Source organism: Mesorhizobium sp. GbtcB19 (genome assembly GCF_019091085.1).
Lineage (GTDB): Bacteria > Pseudomonadota > Alphaproteobacteria > Rhizobiales > Rhizobiaceae > Mesorhizobium.
This window is the reverse complement of record NZ_JAGXJY010000004.1, coordinates 273,287-295,264: the sequence shown is the minus strand read 5'-3', so window position 1 is coordinate 295,264 and position 21,978 is coordinate 273,287. Positions and strand designations below refer to the sequence as shown.

Genomic DNA, 21,978 nt, shown 5'->3' with positions numbered 1-21,978 from the left:
GAAAATGTCCGGGGGGATTGCGGAGCACATCGCCGAGCGGATAATTGGCCGAAACGCAGGGGTGTAAGCATGAAGCGCGTTCGCAAGGCAGTTTTCCCGGTTGCAGGTCTCGGCACGCGGTTCCTCCCGGCCACCAAGGCCATTCCGAAGGAGATGCTGACCGTCGTCGACCGGCCGGTCATCCAGTATGTGGTCGATGAGGCGCGCGAGGCTGGCATCGAGCATTTCATCTTCGTGACCGGGCGCAACAAGGCGGTCATCGAGGACCATTTCGACGTCCAGTTCGAGCTCTATGACACGCTCGCCCAGCGCGGCAAGGACGACCAGCTTGCCCGGCTGCAGCGGCTGCAGCCGGCGCCGGGACAGACGAGCTTCACGCGCCAGCAGGTGCCGATGGGCCTCGGCCACGCCGTCTGGTGCGCCCGCGAACTGGTCGGCGACGAACCCTTCGCGCTGCTTTTGCCGGACATGATCATGCAGTCGGAAAAGAGCTGCATGAAGGACATGGTCGAGCTCTATGCCGAGACCGGCAACAACATCATCGCCGTGCAGGAATGCGATCCGGCCGAGGCGCACAAATATGGCATCGTCGGCCGCGGCGAGGACACACATCACGGCTTCCGCATCACCCAAATGGTGGAAAAGCCGAAGCAGGGCACGGCGCCCTCCAACCTCTTCATCAACGGCCGCTATATCCTGCAGCCGGAAATCTTCGGCATCCTGGAAAGCCAGGAACGCGGCGCCGGCAACGAGATCCAGCTGACCGACGCGATGCTGAAGCTGGAAAAGCAGCAGGCTTTCTACGGCTATCACTACAAGGGGCGCACCTTCGATTGCGGCTCGCCGGAAGGGTTCGTCGAGGCCAATGTCGCCTTCGCGCTGTGGCGCAGCGACATGAATGGAAGCATGGCCGGCGTCATCCGCACGCTGCTGGACGAGGTGCAGCCGTCAGAGCGCCGCGGCGCCGCTTCCTAGGGCACGCCGACAGGCTTGGCCGTCGCTGCCGCTCAGCGCTGGACCTTCAGCCCGAGATAGACGCTGTTGGCGGTGTAGTCGCGGCCGGGCAGGTTGCTGGTCAGCTTTTCGGTCCTGACCCTTGTGGTGAGGCCGGCATAGCGGTTCAGCCACCAGGTCAGTCCGGCCTCGGCGCTCAGGATCATGTCGTGGCCGTCGGAGCCGGTGTAGTCGCGCCAGTCGAGGCCGAGTGCGGTATTGGCCGTCAGATTGGCGCGGATCTGGCGCTCGCCGGTCAGACGGCCTGAATAGAGGATGTCGCCGCTCTGGCCCGCCGTGGTGGTCGTTTCGACATTGGTCTTTCCGGTGAGCCCTATCGTGGTGCCGCGCTCGGGCGACCATTTGAGATCGGCATTGATGCTCGGGCCCGCCACAGCCGGAAGGCGGTTGTCGTCAATCGCCTCGCGCAACCAGCCGGCGGAAAACTCGCCGGACAGCTTCTCGCCCATGTCGAGCTCGAGGCCGGCGCGGGCGCCAAGCCTGGTCGAGGATCGCTCGAAGCCGTCGGTGTCGACGCGCAGGTCATAGATGCGCCGTCCAGCCTCGACTTCCGTGAAGGGCGTCAGCGCCGGCGATACCTGATAGCCGGTGCGCAAGGTCGCCGTGTAGAGCGTGGAGTCGCGATCCTTCTGCGACACGGTCGTGCCGTTGGAGAGCTCGGCATCGCCGTAGAAATCATGCGAGACCGCGCCGGTCAGCGCGTAACGCATCTTGCCGACGCTCTTTTCGAGGCCGAGGCTGCCGTCCACGGTCTGGCGCAGCGGCTGCGAGGTGACGCCGGCGATCGCGTCGGGCGAGGAGGCCGATTCGGGCGCCGCTTCGTAGCCCAGCTTGGCGATCGCGCGCAGCTCGTTGTCGAGATCGACATTGAGCTGGCCTTCGATGCGGCCCTGCGCGTCGTTGATCTTTTCGCCCGAGACGGTGTTGCGGAACTGGCCGTAGCCGGTGATCAGAGCCGAATTCTCGCGCCAGTCGGAGGTCGCGGTGAAACGCAGCGCCGTCTCGGACAGGACGGCCGATTTGCCGGTGCTGCTGGCGTCGGCGTTGGACGTCGCTGTGAAACCCTGCTCGAGCGTCGGCCGGAACAGAAAGGTGCCGATCTTGACGCCGGGGGCGGCGAACGGATCGTCCTCGGGCTTGACCTTCTGCCCATCGATCGATCCGGTGCGCTCCTGGCCCGGGTCGAGCTTCTGCTTGTCGACGCTGTCGATGGTGACGGCGCGGCGGTTGGCATCCGTCTCATCAGTGGCGGTGGTGTCGGTCTGGCCGCCTGTGGCGGCGGTCGCGGCCGTGGTCGTGCTGTCCGTCGCCGTGCCAGGCTTCTTCTTGGCCTTTTTCTTATCGGCGGTCTTGGTGCCGGCTTTGGTGTCCTGAGTGCCGGTCTTGGAGTCCTGAACACGCTGCTTCGCCGTCGAAGGCCGCCGAGGCTTTGCCGGCGTTATGGTGTCGGCCGGGGAGGCGTCGGTTGCTTGCGGCTGGTCGAAGATGCTGTCGGCCGCCGTCTGGTCGTCGTCCGGAACGGCGCCGGGGCTTACCGGCTGGTAAGTCGTCGGCGCCGTGTCCTGGGCGGCCGCGGCCGCGGGCGCGTTCTGATCCAGCGCACCCTGCGCCCGCAATTGCCTGGCCTTGCGCTGCTGGTCGGCGAGGATGGCCGATTCGGAGACCTCGCCGCGCAGCTCGGTCTCCTGGGAAAATGCCGGCGCCGGGCGCAGCATTGCAAGCGCGCTTGCCGTCAGCAGCAGTGCTGCAACGGCAATGCCCCTTCGACCTATTTTCGTTTCAGGCTGGCCCCCGGACATCGTCACCACTGCTTGCGCGGCGCGGTTGCGCCATACTTACCGAACCGTAAATGCGGATGGTTAACGGAGGGTTGAGACCGACGGCCTGTGTCGCCCACAAATGAGCGCAAACGGCAATTCCGTTGGACAGGCGGGCGACATGGCGCTAATGGCTTCTGCCATGCATGCGGGGTCCCCAGAAAGAAAGCAGCCGGACGGGCAGGCTGCGATCGAATCGGCGCTGAGAACGGTGGCGACGGAGCAGGCCGGTGTGGCGGCGCTTGGCGCCGCGCTCGCAGACGGGCTGGCCGAGCCATTCGCACGCGCCATCGACCTGATTTCCCATATCGAAGGCCGTGTCATCGTCACCGGCGTCGGCAAGAGCGGCCATATCGGCTCAAAAATTGCCGCGACGCTTGCCTCGACCGGCACGCCCGCCTTCTTCGTCCATTCGGCGGAGGCCAATCACGGCGATCTCGGCATGATCGCCAAGGACGACGCAATCATCGCCATGTCCTGGTCGGGCGAGACCAAGGAACTGATGGGTATCGTCGCCTATTCGAGGCGCTTCTCCATTCCGCTGATCGCCATCACTTCCGGGGAGAACTCGGCACTGGCGCGAGCGGCGGATGTTGTTTTGCTGCTGCCGATCGTGCCTGAAGCCTGTCCGCACGGGCTGGCGCCGACGACGTCGACGCTTCTGCAACTGGTCATGGGGGATGCGCTGGCGATCGCCCTGCTCGAGGCGCGCGGTTTCACGCCGGATCACTTCCGAACCTTGCACCCGGGCGGGCAGCTTGGCGCCAATCTGACGCTGGTCTCGGAGATCATGCGGACCGGCGACCAGATTCCGCTCGCCCTGCTCGGCACCAAGATGCCGGAAGCGGTGATGACGCTGTCGCAGAAGAAAGTCGGCTGCGTCTGCATCGTCGATGCGAACGGCAAACTGGTCGGCATCGTCACCGACGGCGACGTCGCGCGCAATCTGCATCGCAATCTCGCCGACGTCACCGTCGACGAGGTCATGACCCGCACGCCCAAGACGATCGATCCGCAGACGCTCGCGGGCACGGCGATCGCCATGCTCAACGAGCACAATATCGGCGCGCTGGTGGTGATCAAAAACAAAATGCCGGTGGGCGTGGTCCACTTCCACGACCTGCTGCGCATCGGCGCTGCCTGAAGCCGGATGATTTCAGGTCGAATCGACCTGAAATCTCAATCCTTCTCTGCTCAAACAGCCTCGACTGTCAGCTCCAGATCGGTGTCCGCCGCTCCGGTCACGCGCACCTGCGTGCCGACCGGCAGGTCAGGGCCGGAGACGCGCCACAGCGTGTCGCCGAGCCGGATGCGGCCGCGGCCGTTCTTGATCGGCTCGGCCAGCGTCGCCGTGCGGCCGACCATCTGCGCGCCGCGGCGGTTGAGCAGCGGCTGGTCGACGCTGCCCTGGCGCGAGACCATGATCTGCCTGCCGACATAGGCCGAGACCACGGCCAGCACGAGAAAGGCCAGGACCTGGACCTGCCAGGCCCAGAAGGCGGCGTCCCAGATCGCCAGCGATACCGCGCCGATGATCAGCGCCGCGATGCCGATCCACAGCATGAACACGCCGGGCGCCACGACTTCCATCACCAGGAGCACGATGCCGAGAACCATCCAGTTCCACGGGCCGAGTTCCGAAACGATGCGGTCGATCATTGATGGTCTCCCACAGAGTTAGATGATCAGCTGTCGGACTGCCGCACGACCGGCGGGCGCGAGTTTTGACGCTGCGTGCCGGAAGGGCTGTCGCCCCTGAAGACTTCCTTGGCGATCTCGCCGATGCCGCCGAGCGTGCCGATCAGCGACGAAGCCTCCAGCGGCATCAGCACCACCTTGCTGTTGGTGGCCGAGCCGATCCTGGTCAGCGCCTCAGTGTATTTCTGGGCGATAAAGTAGTTGAGCGCCTGAACGTCACCCTTGGCGATTGCCTCCGACACCACCTGTGTGGCCTTGGCCTCGGCTTCGGCGGAACGCTCGCGCGCCTCGGCGTCGCGGAAGGCGGCTTCCCTGCGGCCCTCGGCTTCGAGGATCTGCGATTGCTTCAAGCCCTCGGCGGCGAGGATCTGGGCGCGCTTGTTGCGCTCGGCGGTCATCTGACGGCCCATCGACTCGATCAGGTTGGCAGGCGGGTTGATGTCCTTGATCTCGACGCGGGTGATCTTGATGCCCCACGGATGCGCCGCCTCGTCGACGACGCGCAGCAGGCGCTCGTTGATGGCGTCGCGGTTGGAGAGCAATTCGTCGAGATCCATCGAACCCATGACGGTGCGGATGTTGGTCATGGTCAGGTTGAGGATGGCGTTCTGCAGGCCGGCGACCTGATAGGCGGCCTGGGCGGCATTCAGGATCTGGTAGAAGGCGATGCCGTCGACGCCGACGATGGCGTTGTCGCGGGTGATGATCTCCTGCGTCGGGACATCCAGCACCTGCTCCATCATGTTCATCTTGGCGCCGACGCGCTCGAAGATGGGGTTGATGATGTTGAGGCCAGGGGTCAGCGTCTTGGTGTACCGCCCGAAGCGCTCCACCGTGTAATTATAGCCTTGCGGCACCGTCTTGATGCCTTTGAAAAGAAGAATGATGACAAGGAATACAAGGACAATGATGGCAATATCGAAACCGCTGAAGCCCATTTCGTATCTCCCTCAATAGGCACCGACTTCACGAAATCACTTAAGTGTGTTTCCGCAACGTTACAATCAGGTGATCGCGAATATTGGTTAGCGGCGGGTTTTGCGCACCGGTTTCAAGCCTGCCGGTGACGCAGGTCACACCCAGCCGGAAAGCTCGCGCCGAACCAGCGCCTCGACCACCGCCATGCCATCGACGCTGTCGTTGAGACAGGGGATGTGGGCGAAGTTCTTGCCGCCGGCGTGATGGAAGGTTTCGGCCGCCTCGCGGCCGATCTCGTCCAGCGTCTCGATGCAGTCGACGGAAAAGCCGGGATTGACGATGGCGATCGATTTCACGCCGTCCTTGGCCAGCTTCTCGACCGTGACGTCGGTATAGGGCTGCAGCCATTCCTGCGCGCCGAAACGCGACTGGAAGGTGGCGATCAGCTTCTTTTCGTCCCAGCCGAGCCTTGCCCGCAGCAGCCGCGTCGTCTCCAGGCAATGCGCCCGGTAGGGATCGCCCTTGTCGGAATAGGGTTTCGGGATGCCGTGGTAGGAGGTGATCACCACCTCCGGCTCGAAATCGAGCGTCGCCAGGTGCTTCTCGATCGAACGGGCCAGCGCCTCGATATAGACGGGCTCGTCATAATAGGGCGGCACGCTGCGGACGGCCGGCGCATGCCTGATCTTCATCAGCGCGCGGAACAACTGGTCGTTGGCGGTTGCCGTCGTCGTCGCCGAATATTGCGGGTAGAGCGGAAAGGTGAGGATGCGCTCGCAGCCCTGCTCGACCAGTCTTTGCGCGACGCTTGCGGTCGAGGGATTGCCGTAGCGCATCGCCCAGTCGACCACCACGTCGGGCAGGTCGGTGAGCGCAACCGCGAGCTTCTCGGCTTGCGCGCGGGTGAAGGTGCGCAGCGGCGACTCGTTCTTCTCCCGGTTCCAGATCTTGGCGTAGTTCGCGCCGGATTTCTTCGGCCTCGTGGTCAGCACCAGCCCGTAGAGGATCGGGTACCAGATCGCCTTGTTGAGCTCGATGACGCGCGGGTCGGAGAGGAATTCCCTGAGATAGCGCCACATCGGCTTGAAGTCGGTGCCGTCCGGCGTGCCGAGATTGACCAGCATGATGCCGATCCTGCCCGGCCGGACAGGCGCGGCATCGGCGGGCAGCGGACCGACGGCCTTGGCGGCTTTGGCATCGGTGGGGCTGGCAAGCGTCATGAACGGTCTCCGGTAGCGCCGCGAAACTAGCGATGCCCTGCCGGTTTTCAATGCTGCGTCTGGCCGCACCTTATCGCGTTTGGACCTGGAAAAGGAACACCCGCCCGGTTGCCCGGGCGGGTGCCATGAATGCCGGGTGGGGTCGATTACTTCGCGGCCGGCGGAATCGTCAGCGTCGCGCCAAGCGGCAGGCGACGCGGCTTATAGTCCTTGTTGGCCTCGGAGATGAGCTTCCACTTGGTGGCGTCGCCATAGGCCTTCTTGGCCAGGTCCCAATAGGTATCGCCGGCGGCGACGGTGTGGCTGGTCTCGGCGGGCTTCGCTTCCGCAGGTGCTGCCTCAGCCGGTTTGGCCGGTTCGGCGGCCGGGGCAGGGGTCGGCGTTGCCGGAGCAGCTTCGGCGGGCTTGGCGGGTTCCGGTGCGGGCGCCGCAGGCGCGGTCTCGGCCGGAACGGCTGGCGGCGTGCCGGCAATGTCGCTTGAACCGGAAGGCATAGCCGGCATCGCAGATTCACCGGTCGCCGGTGCAGCCTCGGCCGGCTTTGCCGGTTCCGCCGCGGGGGCTGGCGCCGTCGTGGCAGGCGCCGGTTGCGCGGGTTTGGCGGGTTCCGCCGCCGCTGTCGTCGCCGCGATTTCGGTGATGCGGCCGTCGAGCTTCGGCGTATAGGGCCGATGCGCGCCGAGATAATCGGCCACCACCTGTTCGAGGCCCGGACCGTAGTCATAGGCGTCGGTGGCCTTCTCGGCGAAGACCTTGTAGCCGTCGCCGCCCTGGCGGACATAGTTGTTGGTGGCCACCAGATACTGCTTGTCCGGATTGATCGGCGCCCAGACGCCGTTCTCCATCACCTCGACCGATTTGACGCGGCCGGCATTGGGCGCGACCGATTTGTCGAAGGAATATTTCAGCCCAGCGACCTGCGGGAAGCGGCCGGCGCCGTCCTCGATCTGGCTGAGGCCGCCTTCGAGACCCGCAACCAGATCCTTGCCCGAGATCTTGAAGGTCGCCAGCGTGTTCTGGAACGGCAGCACGGTCAGCACCTCGCCCATGGTCACCGTGCCCTGGTCGATCGAGGCGCGCAGGCCGCCGCCGTTCGAGATGGCGATTTCGACGCCCTGGCCCTTGGTGCGGTCGAGGATGGCGTCGGAGACGAGATTGCCCATCTCGCATTCACGCGCGCGGCAATTCTCGCGGCTGCCGTCGATCGCCTTGGTGGTCTCGGCCACCTCCTTGTTCTTCAGCGCCTCGATCGGCGCGCCGAGTTCCTTGATGCGGGCGAGCACGGCTGGATCGGGCGTGATCGACTTGTCGAGATAGATCGGCGCGCCGCTGGCTTCCTTGACCACGCCGTTGTCGTCGAACACGACCTTGAACTCGCCGAGATATTTCGAATAGGACGCCGCCTGTACCACCGGCACCTTGGAGCCATCGGGGTTGTCGACCATCGTCGGATACGGCCCCTCGGCTTTCGGATCGGTGTTGGACAGAAGCGTATGGCTGTGGCCGCCGACCACCACGTCGATGCCGGGGATTTTCGCGATGACGTCGCGCTCGCGCCTGTAGCCGATATGGGTGACCGCGATGATCTTGTTGACGCCTTGCGCCTTGAGCTTCTCGACCTCCGCCGTGATCGACTTGACGTCGTCGGCGATGGCGATGTTGGGGCCGGGCGAGGCGAGCTCGGGCGTGTCGTTGGTGACGGCGCCGATGATGCCGATCTTCTGGCCGCCGACCTCGACGACGATCGACGGCTTGATCTTGCCTGAGGCCCCGGACTTGTCGTTGGGCACGACGTTGGCGCTGACGATCGGGAACTTCGCCTTGTCGAGGTAAGGCACAAGCGCTGTCTCGCCGTCGTCGAATTCGTGGTTGCCGAGCGTGACCGCGTCGGGCTTGATCTGGTTGAGGAATTCCTCTTCCACGGCGCCCTTGTAGGTGGTGTAGAAGAGCGAGCCCTGGAAGCTGTCGCCGGCATTGAGCAAGAGCACGTTCTGCCCTTCGAGCTTCTTGCGCTCCTCAGCGATCGCGGTGATCAGCCGGCCGGCGCCGCCGATGCATTCGCCCTTGGTCTCTTCGTCGGCCGAACAGGTCGACTCGTATTTGTTGTTGCCTTCGATGCGGCTGTGCCAATCGTTGAAGTGCAGGATGTTCAGCGTGTAGTCGGCAAAGGAAACGCCCGCCGACAGGCCGAGCGTCGAGGCGGACAGGGCTAGGATCGCGGCAATCTTCTTCATCTTCGTCTCCAGGATGAGCTGACTTCGACGGTGCTTAAAGCCCCTGCTTGACTGGAAAATAACAGTCAGCTTCGGGTCATGTTCACATCGGGTTCCGGCCGATGCAAGCAAAAATCAGGCAGATGTTTGCCGGCATAAAAAGGGACGGCGGCTCGCGCCGCCGTTCTTTCGGATAGCGATATCGGCATCGATGATGTGCGCGCTAAGATACGTTGCGAGAACTATGAAACCGACGGCGTCAGCGCTCTTTAACCATCCAGGTTAATGCCAGGCGTGCACTGATAATCGTTCGGATTGGTGGGCTGCGGTGTAATCGCCGCCTTCTGTCGGGCCTCTGCCGACGCACATGCTGGCCGAACGATAATGGAATAGCCTTTTTGCATCATGCAGCTGGAAATATATCTGCCGCGCAGGCCGTCATTGACGTCGTAGGTCGACGCTGTTGCGGGAATATTGAGACCGCCCATCTCATTGCAGTAGGTCGATGAGCCAATGGTGTTGCAAGTCACCGTGCCTGGTGTGTGGACACCAGGATTGATTTGAGTCGCCATGGCCTGCGGTATTTCCTTCAGAGAGGCGATCTTGCATTGGTCATAATCGAACTGCCGTTGCGAGAAAGTAGAGCCAGGCTTGAAGGCGCTCGGCATCGGGCCGGTCTGACAGCCAGCGACGACCGCGACGGCGGCAAGAATGAAACGTTTGCGCATTGTGAAGATCCCCCTGCTCGCAATCAAAAACAATTTTGTTCGCTAAGCAACGGCAAAAAAATGCCGCCAACTGATCTTCACAATCACGCTAAAGCGCGTCACGTCTGAACGGCCTCATGCGACGCGCTTTAGGTTGTTGTTTTTATGCATGTCGTTGTCCCAAAACCGCTGCGCACTTTTGGGCGACATGCATTAGGCAAGCATTCGCCAGAGTTCGCTGCCATCTGAACTGGCGCGGCCTGCTTTGCGGCTGTTCAAGAGCGTCGTGTAAACACGAAGTTCTTGCCGGCCGCGTCCGTGCAGTTGAGCTGGCTGAGGGATATCAGCAGGCAGTTGGTATGGATCGGCGTCTGGCGGATCAACGATGTGCCTGTAATCTCAAGCGATGTCGCACCGGTCATCGTGTAGGTTCCCTCCGCGAATTTCTCCCCGGTTTGGGCAGCGACCGTCGTGTACTTTCCGCCATTGAATGTCGAGACGGCTTGGCCTGTGGCGTCGACCCAAGAACCTTCCACTCCCTTGGGCGCGGCAGCGGCCGGTGGTTCCGAAGGTCCGGTGGTGGTGCAGGCGGCGGCGGCCAAAAGGCTTGCCGCGGCGCCCAGCGAAAGCAGTTTGCGCGCAATCGTCATTGTGAAAAATCCTCTCCTCAGTCCGCTCCCTCTCAATCGCCCGATTTCCGGGCGATTGCAAGGCGGAGAGGTAGAGCGCCTCGCCGTTTCACGGAAACGGCGAACCGCTCTATCTCCTTGTTTTTACGCAATTCCGGACGGAAAACCGTTTCACGCTTTTCCTGGAATTGCTCTGGCAGGACCAGCTGCTATCGCACCAGAATGTTGCGGAACTGCCACGGATCGTCCTTGTCCAGGTCCTCCGGGAAGAGGCCCGGCCGGTTATCGAGCGGCGTCCAGTCGGTGTAATAGCCCCTGACCGGCCCGAGATAAGGCGACTGCACTTCCAGGCAACGCCGGTAGTCCATCTCGTCGGCTTCGACGATGCCGGCCGCCGGATTTTCCAGCGCCCAAACCATGCCGGCAAGTACGGCCGAGGTGACCTGCAGGCCGGTGGCGTTCTGGTAGGGGGCAAGCTTGCGCGCCTCGGCCAGCGACAGCTGCGAGCCGTACCAATAGGCGTTCTTGTCGTGGCCGTAGAGCAGCACGCCGAGCTCGTCGACACCGTCGACCAGCTCGTTCTCGTCGAGCACGTGGTGGACCGGCTGCGGCTTGCCGGCGGCGCCGAACATCTCGTCCAGCGACAGCAAGGCGTCGTTGCAGGGGTGATAGGCGTAGTGGCAGGTCGGGCGGTATTGAAGCTTGCCCTTCTTCGAGCGCACGGTGAAGAAATCGGCGATCGAGATCGCCTCGTTGTGCGTCACCAGCAGGCCGTATTGCGGGCCTGGCGTCGGGCACCACGAGCGCACGCGCGTGTTGGCGCCAGGCTGTTCCAGATAGATCGCCGCCTTGGAGCCGTGCTTGTGCTTCTTGCCGTTCTTCGGCATCCAGTTTTCATGCGTGCCCCAGCCGAGCTCGGCCGGTTGCAGGCCTTCCGAGATGAAACCCTCGACCGACCAGGTGTTCCAGAACACGTCCATCGGCTTCGGCTTCTTGGTGCGTTGGGTATCGCGCTCGGCGATATGGATGCCCTTGACGCCGGCCTTCTTCATCAGCCTAGCCCAGGCTTCGCGGTCTTCCTGCGCGGGCTCGGAAAACTCGAGACCCAAATCGGTTGCGAGGTTGACCAGCGCCTTTTTGACGAACCACGAGACCATGCCCGGATTGGCGCCGCAGGTGGAGACCGCCGTCGGCCCGCCCGGCTTGTCGTGCTTTTCCTTGATCATCGCCTCGCGCAGCGCATAGTTGGTGCGGCTGGCATTGTCGGCGGTGGCGTCGAAATAGAAGCCGAGCCACGGCTCGACGACGGTGTCGATGTAGAGCACGCCGAGCTTGCGGCACAATTTCATCAGGTCGACCGAGCCGGTGTCGACCGACAGGTTGACGCAAAAGCCCTGGCCGCCGCCATTGGTCAGAAGCGGCGTGAGCAGCTTCTTGTAGTTCTTCTCGGTGACCGCTTCCTGGACGAAGGCGATGCCGCGCTCGTCGAGCAGCTTGCGGTCGGTGTCGAGCGGATCGACGACCGTCATGCGCGACTTGTCGAACTTGAAATGGCGCTCGATCAGCGGCAGCGTTCCCCGCCCGATCGACCCAAAGCCGATCATCACGACAGGTCCGGTGATCTCACCGTAAACGGGCCAGTTTTCATTCGCCATTTTTCCGCGCACTCCTTCAAAACACATGCAAAACCGGGCATTTCCGCCCGACGGCCAAGCGCTACACCACAGATCATTGTCATAAACCAGCGAAAAGCGCCAACCGCTGGACAAGCCGGTTTGGTGGTGTGGTTAAGCCGATCCGGCCATGCCATCGAGGAATGCGACCAGCCGGTCGCGGTCGGCGGTCAGGCCTTTGTAGTCGAGCTGGGCCTGGTCGAGCGCCTTGAGCTGCTCGGCAAAAGAAACCGCCAGCGTTGCCCGGTCCGGATGGCGCATGAGCACCTTGAGCGGGTCGAGATGGATGCGGATGGTGAAGAGGATGTCGCGCGATGCAGGCAGCTTGCGCAGCGTCTGGCGTTCGACGCGGATGAAGGCATGGGCGTTGATGTCGCCGTCGGGAAAGCGGCTTGGGCGGTTCGTGGCGCGGTCGATGCGCTCGACGTTGGAGAGCGGATGATAAAGCCTGTCATCCGCCTGGATCGACCAGTTGAAGCGCTCGACCGCCTGACCCTGCAGGCCGTCGAACATGCGGTTGATGAGCTCGGCCGGCCGCGTGCCGGGTCCGAAGCCGGGCACGGGTTGGTGGATCTGCTGCAGCGGCTTGCCGAATTTCTCCTGGAGCGACCAGGATGACGGAAAGCAGAGCGAGCCGGCGGCGAGACGCCAGCCGCGCTCGTCGCGGCGCATCAGGATCAGGTCTTCCTGGACGAGCAGCGAAGCCCTCGCGAGCGGCGCCTCGCGCAGGGCGGGGGGCAGCCCGTCGATTGCCCCCTCGAACCCGACCGGCTCGGCGCCGTCGCGGCGATGCGTGCCGGGATGCGCGGCTTCGAGATGCGCGACGATCAGGTCCAGCACCTCGCGTTGAGCGTCGCGGGTGCCGTCTTCCTCGACGAAGACCTTGTCAGGTATGTCCGCATAGAGCCGTTGCTTCTCCGCCAAATGCGGCAGCAGGAATTCATCGACCTCGATCCAGCGGCCGAATTCAAGCGGCTTCAGCCCGATGGTGAAGAGTTTCGAGGACCCGTCATAGGGTGTGTGGGTCGGCTGGCGAACGGTCATGCCTGTTTGGGTGTTATCCAGTTAATGTCTCCAGCCCGATCAGCCCAGCCTCGCCGGGATCAGCCCGCGCAGCGAGTTGCCGACGAAGATCGCCTTCGCCGCCTTCAGATCGTCGAAGCTGTAGATCGCTTCCACGGCGCGGCCTTCGTCCAGAAGTGCGCCGCGCAATATTCCAGGCAGCAGGCCGCAGTCGAGCCGGGGCGTGGCGAGCGGGCCGTCGCCGAAGTCGGCGAAGAGGTTGGTGATGGTGCCCTCGCAGAGCTCGCCGCGCTCGTTGGCCAAAAGCACTTCGTCGGCACGGGTCGCCAGATATTCCGCGCGGGCATGCTGATAGGTTTCGCGGCGGCTCGTCTTGTGGCGCAGCAGCATGTTGCCGGACTCGAGACGGATGCGCGCCAGCTGCAGCCGCCAGACCTTGTCCGCGGGCAATGGTTCATAGGCTTGAGTGGCGACCGTCGCTTCGCCGTTGCGCTGCAAGGCAAGGCGCACGCGCAAGGCAGTCCCGTGGCCGGCTACGGTGCCGGATAGCACTTCGCCGATCCGCCCGGGATCGCAGGCGAAGCTGAGTTCGGCGGCGGATGCGTAAAGCCTGGCAAGGTGGCGCTCGAAGCGCAGGAAGCCGGAGCTTGGCTCCCAGCGCATGGTTTCGATCAGCTCGAAGCCGGCACCGTCCGCGTGGCGAAGCGTGCTTTCAGCAGACACTCCTTATACTCCTCCTCGGCGGTCGAATCGAAGACGACGCCGCCGCCGACATTGTAGACGGCCTCGCCGTCGGCAAAGAGCGAGATGGTGCGGATCGCCACCGAAAAACGCATCCTGCCGCCGGGCGCGATCCAGCCGATGGCGCCGCAATAGACGTCACGCGGCGCGTCTTCCAGCTCGTGTAGGATCTCCATGGCGCGGATTTTCGGCGCGCCGGTGATCGAGCCGCAGGGGAAGAGCGCGGCGAAGACCTGGCGGATGCCGATATCGGGCAGGAGCTTCGCCCGCACACGGCTGACCATCTGGTGCACGGTCGGATAGGTTTCGATGCGGAACAGTTCCGGGACCTCCAGCGTGCCGACCTCGCTGATCAGCGAGATGTCGTTGCGCAACAGGTCGACGATCATCCGGTTCTCGGCCTGGTTCTTCTCGTCGTTGCGCAGGAAGGCCTTCAGCCGCGCGTCCTCGGCCCTGGTCGCGCCGCGCGGCGCGGTACCCTTCATCGGGTGCGTCTCGATCATGCCGCCGGCATCGATCTCGAAGAACAATTCGGGCGAGCGCGACAACACGATCGGATCGCCGAGCGAGACCAGCGCGCCATATTTCACCGGCTGGCGCTCGGTCAGCGCGTCAAAAGCCGCGAGCGGGTCGCCGGACCATTGCGCATGAACCGGGAAGGTGAGGTTGCCCTGGTAGCAATCGCCCTTGCGGATGTGGTCGTGAAGGCGCGCGAAACGGCCGGCATAGTCCTCGGCGGTCCATGTCGCCCTGGCGTCGAAGATCGGGCCGTTGCTTGCGGGTCCTGCATTTTGCGGCACCGCCTGGTCGACCGGCGCGTCGAAGACGCCGAGGCAGATCAGCGGCGCGCGGCGGCCTTCGGGCAGCAGCGGCACCAGCTTCGGCTCGAGCAGGTAACCGGCCTCGTAGGAGAAATAGCCGGCCAGCCATTTGCCGGAGTCCGAGGCAGCTTGGGCTCGTTCAAGCGCGAGCATGAATTCGTCCGCGTCATGCGCCACGATGATCTCGTGCGGCCGGTCGAAGACCAACTGCCTGGCGGTCGCGTCGTTGCGGAAAATGGCTGCGGGCAGGGACATGACCTCGGGATGCGGACAAAAAGCGCCGTCGACCGCTCTATATGGGGGCTGGGCGAGGCGCAATCGAGGGAGCGGCGTCGCGCGGCGCAAAGGCGTCCGGTTGGCGAGGAAGTTGTTCGCTTACTGATTTTGCGTGGATTGGCGCAAAAGCCCGAACTTCGTCATCCACGGGCGAAGCGGACGCGCAGACCCGAGGATCCATTCCGTGACCTCGCGCGAAGGGCAAAGACGGTGCAGAAGGAGGAGAGCTTTCTGCATCGCTGCAGCGCTGTAGGTAACGGAATGGATCCTATGGTCTGCGTTGCGTCGCTTCGCTCCTCGCAACGCCATAGGATGACGAAGTCACGGGTGTCTCAGGCCAACCTCCGTCGTTTGCGACGCCGGCGAGATGTTCAGGTGTTGCTCGCGGTTCCCGCGGTCGGGAATTGGCGGGCGAATTCCGCCTCGTCGCCGGCGGCCAGCAATTTCGCCTGCTCGATCCATTTCTCGCGCGCGATGCGGCCGTCGAAATTGAGCACCTCCTCGACACGCTTGATGTCGGCTTCGGTCCAGGCGGCGATCTGGGCGTAGGTGGTGACGCCCTGGCCCTTGAGCAGCCTTTCATTGACCGGACCGATGCCGATGAGGCGGCGCAGATTGTCGGCCTTGCCGGTCGCGGCCTTCGGCGCTGAAGCTTTCTTGGCCGCAGGCGCAGCCGCCTTCTTGAGCGCGGCGGCTTTGGCCGCCGGCTTCGCCGCCGTCGCGGTCTTTGCTGCCGCCGGCTTCTTCGCGGCGGCCGACTTCGTCGTGGCCGATGTCGCGGCTGCCGGGGTCGACATCAGTGCCGCGGGGGCAGGCGTGGCCGCCTTGTCGGCGCCGGCCTTGGCGGTCGGCGCGTTGCGCAGGCGGCTTTCGAGATCGGCGCGGGCGCGGCCGCAGGCATCGAGCTCGCCCTTCAACTGATCGGTATCGGCGCGCAGCCGGTCGCGCTCGCTTCGCGTGCGGTCGAGGTCGCCACGCAGACTGTCGAGCTCGCCGCGCAGGCGGCCCCAGATGAACCAGCCAACCAGGATACCCACAACGAACGCCAGGAGCATGTAGAAGAAAGTCATTTCTCTCTCCAGTCCGATCTGTCGGCCGAGGCCCGGAAAGGCGAACTCACGCCAAGGATCGTCAAAGGTTCCGTGGTCGGCGGAACCGCCGGCTTCAGTCGAGCCATCGGCGTTCGGCCTTGTCCGGACCGACGGCCATCATCGCATTCGCCGTAATGCTGCGACCGGCCATCTCTGACCCGCGCGATGCGTCCGGCTGAGCTTGAGGCCGGACGCTATCATATGGCTTGTCGAAAGCTAGTTGGAAAATGCGCCGGAGAGTTATTCAAGAACAGCTATTTAGGGCAAGAATAAATGCCTGCTAATATGCATTCCGGCTAAACTATTGAAGCCGATGCTCGCGCCGTTGTTGCCGTCACTTGTCGAGGGCCTCCAATTCGTCGATCAGCGAACCGATCACGCCGAGGCCGATCTGCCAGAAAGCGGGATCGGTGGCGTCGAGGCCGAAGGGCGCCAGAAGTTCGGAGTGGTGCTTCGTGCCGCCGGCGCGCAACATCTCGAAATACTTCTCCTGGAAGCCGCGCTCGGCATTCTGGTAGACGGCGTAGAGCGAGTTCACCAGGCAGTCGCCGAAGGCATAGGCATAGACGTAGAAGGGCGAGTGGATGAAGTGCGGGATATAGGTCCAGAAGACCTCGTAGCCCTCGCGCAGCTTGATCGCCGGGCCAAGGCTTTCGGCCTGCACCTCCAGCCAGAATTCGCCGAGCCTGTCCGAGGTCAGCTCGCCATTCCTGCGCTCGGCATGCACCTTGCGCTCGAATTCGTAGAAGGCGATCTGGCGCACGACCGTGTTGATCATGTCCTCGACCTTCTGGGCAAGCATGGCCTTGCGCTCGCGTTTGTCGCCGGTCTGCTCGAGCAGCGAGCGGAAGGTCAGCATCTCGCCGAAGACCGACGCTGTTTCGGCCAAGGTCAGCGGCGTCGAGGCCATCAGCGCGCCCTGGCCGGCGGCCAGCACCTGGTGCACGCCATGGCCGAGCTCATGCGCCAGCGTCATCACATCGCGCGGCTTGCCCATGTAGTTGAGCAAGACGTAAGGATGCGCCGACGGCACGGTCGGATGGGCGAAGGCGCCGGGCGATTTGCCCGGCCGCACCGGCGCATCGATCCATCTGCGATCGAAAAAGCCGCGCGCGATCTCGGCCATGTCCGGCGAGAAGCGCTGATAGGCGGAGAGCACCGTGTCCCTGGCGTCGTCCCAGCGGATCACCGCCTGCGGCGTCTCCGGCAACGGCGCGTTGCGGTCCCAGTGGTTCATCACCTCCATGCCCAGCCAGCGCGCCTTCATCGCGTAGTAGCGGTGCGACAGCCGTGGATAGGCCTCGCGCACGGCCGCCGCCAGCGCGTCGACCACGTCGCGCTCGACGCGGTTGGCCAGGTGGCGCGAGTCGGCGATATCCTGGAAGCCGCGCCAGCGGTCGGAGATCTCCTTGTCCTTGGCGAGCGTGTTGGTGATGAGCGTGAAGGTGCGCAGGTTCTTGCGGAAGGTCGAAGCCAGCGCCTCGGAGGCATGGCGGCGCACCTCGCCATTGGCGTCCTGCAGGCGGTTCAGCGCCGGCTCCAGCGTCAGTTCCTCGCCGTCGATATCAAAGCGCAGGTCAGTCATTGTCTCGTCGAACAGGCGGTTCCAGGCGCCGCGCCCGGTGACCGACTTTTCGTGGAACAATTGCTCGACGCGGTCCTCCAGCTGGTAGGGCTTGTCCTTCCTGAGGTCGAGCACCCAGGGCCGGTAGTGGCCGAAGGCCTTGTCGGCGGCTAAAGCGCTCTCGATCGCCGCGTCGTCGATCAGATTGAGCTCGAGCGCGAAGAACAAAAGATGGGCGCTGGCGTCCGTCATCTTTTCCTGGACGTCGCCATAGAGCTTGGCGCGCTGCGGATCGGCGGTGTTGCCGGCATAGACGAGGCCGGCGTAGGAGACGATGCGGCCGATCAGTTCCTCGAGCTCCTCATAGGCTTGCAGCGCTTCGCCCAGCCGGCCGGCGGCGCCGCGCCCGGCTTCCGCGGCAAGCGTGCCTTTCCAGCGGGTTTCGAAGGCGATGGCGTCGCTGGCGGCCTTGGCGATGTCGCGCTTCAGCTCCGGCGCTTCCATGCCGGAATAGAGGTCGGCGAGATTCCACTCCGGCAGGTCGCCAAGCTCCGCCGCGCCCTGTCCGGACGACGCCGCCGCAAGCCGCTGAGCAAACATCATGCGCATCAACGATACCTTCTTTGAACCAGGAGCCAGAATCAAAGGGAAAGGAGAAGCCGGTCAAATCCTAAGGAATTCGTTCACCGGGTTTTTTGAAACCTTATTTAGAACCCTGTGCCAAGATGATCCACGGGGATTTCTCGGGCAGGGCAACTTCGAACAGTCATGACAGGTTCCATACTCATAGTCGATGACGATCCGGTGCAGCGCCGGCTGGTCGAGGCCGCCTTGACCAAGTTCGGCCACACCGCGATCGTCACCGACAGCGGCAATGCAGGCCTCGACGTGCTCGACGGACCGAACGCCCGCGAGGTCTCCGTCGTCATTCTCGATCTTGTCATGCCCGGCCTCGACGGGATCGGCGTACTGAAGGCGATGCGCGAGCGCGCCATCAACATCCCGGTCATCGTGCAGACGGCTCAAGGCGGCATCGAAACCGTCGTCTCGGCGATGCGGCACGGCGCCTTCGACTTCGTCGTCAAGCCGGCGTCGCCCGACAGGCTGCAGACCGCGATCTCCAACGCGCTCAAGGTCGAGGCCGTCGAGGATGAGATGAAGCGCGCGTCGCGGCGGCGCGGCGGCGGCCATCTCACCTTCAAGGACATGATCACGCGCAGCCCGGCAATGGACCGGGTGATACGCCTCGGCCAGAAAGCGGCGGTCTCCAACATACCGATCCTGATCGAGGGCGAGTCCGGCGTCGGCAAGGAACTGGTGGCGCGCGCAATCCAGGGCAGCGGCGACCGCCGCTCAAAACCCTTCGTCACCGTCAATTGCGGCGCTATCCCGGACAATCTGGTCGAATCGATCCTGTTCGGCCACGAGAAAGGCTCCTTCACCGGCGCCACCGAGAAGCACACCGGCAAATTCGTCGAGGCGAATTCCGGCACGCTGTTCCTCGACGAGATCGGCGACCTGCCGCTCGACGTTCAGGTCAAGCTGCTGCGCGCCGTGCAGGAAGGCGAGGTCGACCCGGTCGGCGGCCGCTCGACCGTCAAGGTCGACATAAGGCTGATCTCGGCCACGCACCGCAACCTTTTGCAGCAGGTCAAGGACGGCAAGTTCCGCGAGGACCTGTTCTACCGGCTGAACGTCTATCCGATCTTCGTGCCGCCGCTGCGCGACCGGCGCGACGACATTCCCTACCTGGTCCGCCACTTCATGGAAAAGGTCGCGCCGGCCGATCCGCGCCGCCGTCTTGCAGGCATATCGGCGCCGGCGCTTGCCATGCTGCAGGCCTATGACTGGCCGGGCAATATCCGGCAGCTGGAAAATGCGGTGTTCAGGGCCTCGGTGCTGGCCGAGGGCGATGTGCTCACCGAAGAGGAATTCCCGCAGATCCGGGCGCAGGTGGAAGGAACGGTAAAGCTCGAAGTGGAACCGGCATCCGCCGCCGCCGAAACGATTGCGGACGTGTTTTCGCAAGCGGACGAGACCGTTGCCAATGCAACGGTGCCTGCCTCGTCCGACAATGAGGCGCCAGCCAGGCTGCAGCCGCGTTTCGGCACGCTTCGGGCACTCGACGAGCGCGGCAACGTGCGGGCGCTGGCCGACGTCGAGCTCGAGATGATCAAGCTCGCGATCGACCATTACAACGGCCAGATGAGCGAGGTCGCCCGCCGGTTGGGCATCGGCCGCTCTACGCTCTACCGCAAGTTGAAGGAATATGGCATTGATCCTGAAGCGGGCCGCGTCGACCGGCTCGCCTCCTGACCGGCAAGCCTCGAACCAGCTTGTGCGCCTAAAATCCGAGTCAAATTGTCGCTTTTGACGTGAAAATCCAAGGTTTTCAGCGGTTGGCGTTGTCGCGGATCACGCATTAACGCTAACGGTAACAGATCGTGTTCTGGCCGGGGCCGAATTCTTGATCTAAACCAGCGGTTTACCACGAAATGCTGTGCATTATTTTTGACGGGATATCGCCACGGTGTTACCGCATTTCGACTTCAATAAACGATGATTAACCATTAGGATCGATATTCGGATGTGAAAGCGACACATCCGTTTGGTCAAATCCGGGGACAAACGGCAGCCTGCAAGGCCATTTGGTTTGAACAAAGTCGAACGACACAAAGACGGGCGGCATTTTCACATGAGCGTCTGGCCGAGGTGGCTGACGTTCGTGATTTTGGCTGTCGGGTTCCTGTCCGCGGCGGCATCGGGCGCCAGGGCGGAAGTTCGTACGCTCAAGCTCTATCACCTGCACACGCATGAAAAGGCCGAGATCGTCTACAAGCGCAATGGTCGCTACGATCCGGAAGGCCTGCGCAAGATCAACATCATCCTGCGCGACTGGCGCCGCAACGAGCCGACGAAGATGGACCCGCGGCTGCTCGATCTGGTTTGGGAAGCCTATCGTGAAGCCGGCGCGACGGATTACATCCAGGTCGTCTGCGGCTATCGTTCGCCGTCGACCAACGCGATGCTGCGTTCGCGCAGCCGCGGCGTCGCCGAGAAAAGCCAGCATATGCTCGGCAAGGCGATGGACTTCTACATTCCCGGCGTGCCGCTGAAGAAGCTGCGCAACATCGGCCTCAAGATGCAGGGCGGTGGTGTCGGCTATTACCCGACCTCCGGCTCGCCCTTCGTGCATATGGATGTCGGCAATGTGCGCCACTGGCCGGGCATCAGCCGTCAGGAACTGGTCAGCCTGTTCCCCAATGGCAAGACGCTGCATGTGCCGAGCGACGGCCGCCCGCTGCCTGGCTATGAGCAGGCGATGGCCGCTTATCAGGCGCGCAAGGGCTCCGGCACGCCCAATATCGAACTGGCCAGCGCCGGCGGCTCGACCAAACGGTCCGGCGGCCTGTTCTCCTGGTTCGGCGGCGGCGCCGACGAGGCCGACGACGACGCCGACACCGGTGGCGGCTCTGCGCCTCAGGCGAAGCCTGTAAAGCAGGTCCAGGTGGCTAGCGCCGCCACGGCCCGCAGCAGCCAGCCGAGCATCGCGATCGTTTCGCCGAAGGACGCCAAGCGCGCAAACATCCCGCAGGTGGCGGATGACAGCGCCGACGATTCGGAGCCGCAGCAGGATACGCCGGAGACGATCATCGCCGCGCTGCCGCCCAAGGAGGTCCCGCTGCCCGATTTCGCGCCGCGGCCGAAGGTCGATGTCGGCCAGCAGACGCCGCAGAACGTGCCGTTCGCCATGGCCGATGCCTCGGCGACGACGGAGCAGGCGGTTTCGACCGGACAGGCGCCCGCGCCGGACAAGGTTCCGTTCGGCACGGCCAGCGCGGCGGATGCCGTGAACACCGATCCGGCGCAGGTGGCTGTCAACAACATTCCGCTGCCGACCTGGCGTCCTGACCGTACGACGCCGGCCGAACTGGCATCGAAGGACAAGAACGTGCTTCTGGCGCTGGCCGAGACCGCTTCGCAGGACAAGAGCGCCACCGACGCGTTCGCCGCGCTGCCGACGGCAAGACCGCAGCCCGATAAGCAGGACGAGGTCAAGGCCGTTCTCGAACAGGCCAATGCGACCGTCGAGGCCGGTGGCGCCGGTGCCGAATACCAGCTTGCGTCGTTGACGCAACCGGAGCCGCGCTCGGCTTTCAACGATCCGGCGGGCGTCGACGCGGCCTCGCCGCGGCAGGCCATCGCCGCGCTCCCGGCAGGCGCCGATCCGGCGCAGGCGATCGGCGGCAGCGTGAAGACGACGCCCAAGGAGTCCAGAGCGTCAGCTCACGATCTGAAGCCGGGACCGAAGGCCATGGTTGTGGCGGCGCCGCCGCAGGCCGCGCGCTGGGCGCTGGGCAGCGGCGTGAACATTGCCTCGGTTTCCGACCCGACGACGGCGCCGCGCTATGCCTACAACATCGTGCATACGCCGCCGAGCGAGGTGTACACGGCCGGCTTCCAGACGGATGGCGAGATGCAAGATGCCAGCCGCTTCAGCGGCAATGCGGTCAAGTTCCTGTCGGTCGCCCGTTTCCAGACGAAATAGTGATCGTGCCAGACACCAAAAGCC

The 21,978-nt window shown here is 64.0% G+C and carries 18 protein-coding genes; 5 read left to right on the top strand and 13 right to left on the bottom strand.

Annotation, left to right across the window (positions count from 1 at the left end):
* The first annotated feature begins 69 nt into the window (after positions 1 to 69).
* Positions 70 to 975, top strand: coding sequence for a UTP--glucose-1-phosphate uridylyltransferase GalU (gene galU / locus KVT37_RS10405; RefSeq protein ID WP_217572382.1), 906 nt, complete (start codon positions 70 to 72; stop codon positions 973 to 975).
* A gap of 32 nt (positions 976 to 1,007) precedes the next feature.
* Here the strand turns inward: galU and KVT37_RS10400 are convergent, their stop codons facing one another.
* Positions 1,008 to 2,813 carry an outer membrane beta-barrel protein gene (locus KVT37_RS10400; protein WP_217572380.1) on the bottom strand — a complete coding sequence of 602 codons (1,806 nt, stop codon included), beginning with the start codon at positions 2,811 to 2,813 and terminating at the stop codon, positions 1,008 to 1,010.
* 160 nt (positions 2,814 to 2,973) lie between these two features.
* Here KVT37_RS10400 and KVT37_RS10395 point away from each other — a divergent pair, with 160 nt between their 5' ends.
* Complete coding sequence (locus KVT37_RS10395) at positions 2,974 to 3,975, top strand: SIS domain-containing protein (protein ID WP_217572378.1); 1,002 nt, start codon at positions 2,974 to 2,976, stop codon at positions 3,973 to 3,975.
* Between the two features lie 50 nt (positions 3,976 to 4,025).
* On the opposite strand, the gene KVT37_RS10390 is transcribed toward KVT37_RS10395, so the two are convergent.
* The 12 genes from KVT37_RS10390 to KVT37_RS10335 all read right to left on the bottom strand — a co-directional run bounded on the left by KVT37_RS10390 (position 4,026) and on the right by KVT37_RS10335 (position 18,008).
* On the bottom strand, positions 4,026 to 4,490 hold the full coding sequence (locus tag KVT37_RS10390; protein WP_217572376.1) for an NfeD family protein: 465 nt from the start codon (positions 4,488 to 4,490) through the stop codon (positions 4,026 to 4,028).
* A gap of 26 nt (positions 4,491 to 4,516) precedes the next feature.
* On the bottom strand, positions 4,517 to 5,467 hold the full coding sequence (locus tag KVT37_RS10385; protein WP_217572374.1) for an SPFH domain-containing protein: 951 nt from the start codon (positions 5,465 to 5,467) through the stop codon (positions 4,517 to 4,519).
* Positions 5,468 to 5,602: 135 nt separating this feature from the next.
* Positions 5,603 to 6,667: a ferrochelatase gene (hemH, locus tag KVT37_RS10380; RefSeq protein WP_217572372.1), complete on the bottom strand. Its 1,065-nt coding sequence runs from the start codon at positions 6,665 to 6,667 to the stop codon at positions 5,603 to 5,605.
* A 146-nt stretch (positions 6,668 to 6,813) separates the two neighbouring features.
* Complete coding sequence (locus KVT37_RS10375) at positions 6,814 to 8,901, bottom strand: bifunctional UDP-sugar hydrolase/5'-nucleotidase (RefSeq protein ID WP_217572370.1); 2,088 nt, start codon at positions 8,899 to 8,901, stop codon at positions 6,814 to 6,816.
* 248 nt (positions 8,902 to 9,149) lie between these two features.
* Positions 9,150 to 9,608, bottom strand: a complete 459-nt coding sequence (locus KVT37_RS10370; protein WP_217572368.1) for a hypothetical protein — start codon at positions 9,606 to 9,608, stop codon at positions 9,150 to 9,152.
* Positions 9,609 to 9,862: 254 nt separating this feature from the next.
* Entirely contained in the window at positions 9,863 to 10,237 is a 375-nt protein-coding gene (locus KVT37_RS10365; RefSeq protein ID WP_217572366.1) for a hypothetical protein, read from the bottom strand.
* A 188-nt stretch (positions 10,238 to 10,425) separates the two neighbouring features.
* Positions 10,426 to 11,871, bottom strand: coding sequence for a homospermidine synthase (locus KVT37_RS10360; RefSeq protein ID WP_217572364.1), 1,446 nt, complete (start codon positions 11,869 to 11,871; stop codon positions 10,426 to 10,428).
* Between the two features lie 132 nt (positions 11,872 to 12,003).
* Positions 12,004 to 12,933 carry a DUF3445 domain-containing protein gene (locus KVT37_RS10355; RefSeq protein WP_217572362.1) on the bottom strand — a complete coding sequence of 310 codons (930 nt, stop codon included), beginning with the start codon at positions 12,931 to 12,933 and terminating at the stop codon, positions 12,004 to 12,006.
* Positions 12,934 to 12,972: 39 nt separating this feature from the next.
* Complete coding sequence (locus KVT37_RS10350; protein ID WP_217572360.1) at positions 12,973 to 13,635, bottom strand: aminotransferase class IV family protein; 663 nt, start codon at positions 13,633 to 13,635, stop codon at positions 12,973 to 12,975.
* The gene (locus KVT37_RS10345; protein ID WP_217572358.1) at positions 13,584 to 14,729 is read right to left on the bottom strand and encodes an aminodeoxychorismate synthase component I; all 1,146 of its coding nucleotides are present in this window, start codon (positions 14,727 to 14,729) and stop codon (positions 13,584 to 13,586) included. The genes KVT37_RS10350 and KVT37_RS10345 overlap by 52 nt, the downstream gene beginning before the upstream one ends.
* 392 nt (positions 14,730 to 15,121) lie before the next feature.
* Positions 15,122 to 15,820, bottom strand: coding sequence for a proton-conducting membrane transporter (locus KVT37_RS10340; protein ID WP_217572356.1), 699 nt, complete (start codon positions 15,818 to 15,820; stop codon positions 15,122 to 15,124).
* A 355-nt stretch (positions 15,821 to 16,175) separates the two neighbouring features.
* Positions 16,176 to 18,008 (bottom strand): M3 family oligoendopeptidase, encoded by a 1,833-nt coding sequence (locus KVT37_RS10335; protein WP_217572588.1) that lies wholly within the window; start codon positions 18,006 to 18,008, stop codon positions 16,176 to 16,178.
* Between KVT37_RS10335 and KVT37_RS10330 the strand changes: the two genes are divergently transcribed.
* The 3 genes from KVT37_RS10330 to KVT37_RS10320 all read left to right on the top strand — a co-directional run bounded on the left by KVT37_RS10330 (position 18,007) and on the right by KVT37_RS10320 (position 21,954).
* On the top strand, positions 18,007 to 18,177 hold the full coding sequence (locus tag KVT37_RS10330) for a hypothetical protein (RefSeq protein WP_217572354.1): 171 nt from the start codon (positions 18,007 to 18,009) through the stop codon (positions 18,175 to 18,177). The two genes, KVT37_RS10335 and KVT37_RS10330, sit on opposite strands and share 2 nt — an antisense overlap.
* Positions 18,174 to 19,721, top strand: coding sequence for a sigma-54 dependent transcriptional regulator (locus KVT37_RS10325; RefSeq protein ID WP_217572352.1), 1,548 nt, complete (start codon positions 18,174 to 18,176; stop codon positions 19,719 to 19,721). Before KVT37_RS10330 ends, KVT37_RS10325 begins: the two co-directional genes overlap by 4 nt.
* Before the next feature lie 379 nt (positions 19,722 to 20,100).
* Entirely contained in the window at positions 20,101 to 21,954 is a 1,854-nt protein-coding gene (locus KVT37_RS10320) for a DUF882 domain-containing protein (RefSeq protein WP_217572350.1), read from the top strand.
* Positions 21,955 to 21,978: the final 24 nt, after the last annotated feature.

Excerpts from the sequence above, each read along its gene's own strand:
- galU (WP_217572382.1), top strand. The coding sequence starts at position 70 with ATGAAGCGCGTTCGCAAGGCAGTTTTCCCGGTTGCAGGTCTCGGCACG.
- KVT37_RS10325 (WP_217572352.1), top strand. The coding sequence starts at position 18,174 with ATGACAGGTTCCATACTCATAGTCGATGACGATCCGGTGCAGCGCCGG.
- KVT37_RS10375 (WP_217572370.1), bottom strand. The coding sequence starts at position 8,901 with ATGAAGAAGATTGCCGCGATCCTAGCCCTGTCCGCCTCGACGCTCGGC.
- KVT37_RS10330 (WP_217572354.1), top strand. The coding sequence starts at position 18,007 with ATGCGCATCAACGATACCTTCTTTGAACCAGGAGCCAGAATCAAAGGG.
- KVT37_RS10370 (WP_217572368.1), bottom strand. The coding sequence starts at position 9,608 with ATGCGCAAACGTTTCATTCTTGCCGCCGTCGCGGTCGTCGCTGGCTGT.
- KVT37_RS10340 (WP_217572356.1), bottom strand. The coding sequence starts at position 15,820 with ATGACTTTCTTCTACATGCTCCTGGCGTTCGTTGTGGGTATCCTGGTT.
- KVT37_RS10335 (WP_217572588.1), bottom strand. The coding sequence starts at position 18,008 with ATGATGTTTGCTCAGCGGCTTGCGGCGGCGTCGTCCGGACAGGGCGCG.
- hemH (WP_217572372.1), bottom strand. The coding sequence starts at position 6,667 with ATGACGCTTGCCAGCCCCACCGATGCCAAAGCCGCCAAGGCCGTCGGT.
- KVT37_RS10390 (WP_217572376.1), bottom strand. The coding sequence starts at position 4,490 with ATGATCGACCGCATCGTTTCGGAACTCGGCCCGTGGAACTGGATGGTT.
- KVT37_RS10365 (WP_217572366.1), bottom strand. The coding sequence starts at position 10,237 with ATGACGATTGCGCGCAAACTGCTTTCGCTGGGCGCCGCGGCAAGCCTT.
- KVT37_RS10320 (WP_217572350.1), top strand. The coding sequence starts at position 20,101 with ATGAGCGTCTGGCCGAGGTGGCTGACGTTCGTGATTTTGGCTGTCGGG.
- KVT37_RS10395 (WP_217572378.1), top strand. The coding sequence starts at position 2,974 with ATGCATGCGGGGTCCCCAGAAAGAAAGCAGCCGGACGGGCAGGCTGCG.
- KVT37_RS10400 (WP_217572380.1), bottom strand. The coding sequence starts at position 2,813 with ATGTCCGGGGGCCAGCCTGAAACGAAAATAGGTCGAAGGGGCATTGCC.
- KVT37_RS10385 (WP_217572374.1), bottom strand. The coding sequence starts at position 5,467 with ATGGGCTTCAGCGGTTTCGATATTGCCATCATTGTCCTTGTATTCCTT.
- KVT37_RS10345 (WP_217572358.1), bottom strand. The coding sequence starts at position 14,729 with ATGTCCCTGCCCGCAGCCATTTTCCGCAACGACGCGACCGCCAGGCAG.
- KVT37_RS10355 (WP_217572362.1), bottom strand. The coding sequence starts at position 12,933 with ATGACCGTTCGCCAGCCGACCCACACACCCTATGACGGGTCCTCGAAA.
- KVT37_RS10360 (WP_217572364.1), bottom strand. The coding sequence starts at position 11,871 with ATGGCGAATGAAAACTGGCCCGTTTACGGTGAGATCACCGGACCTGTC.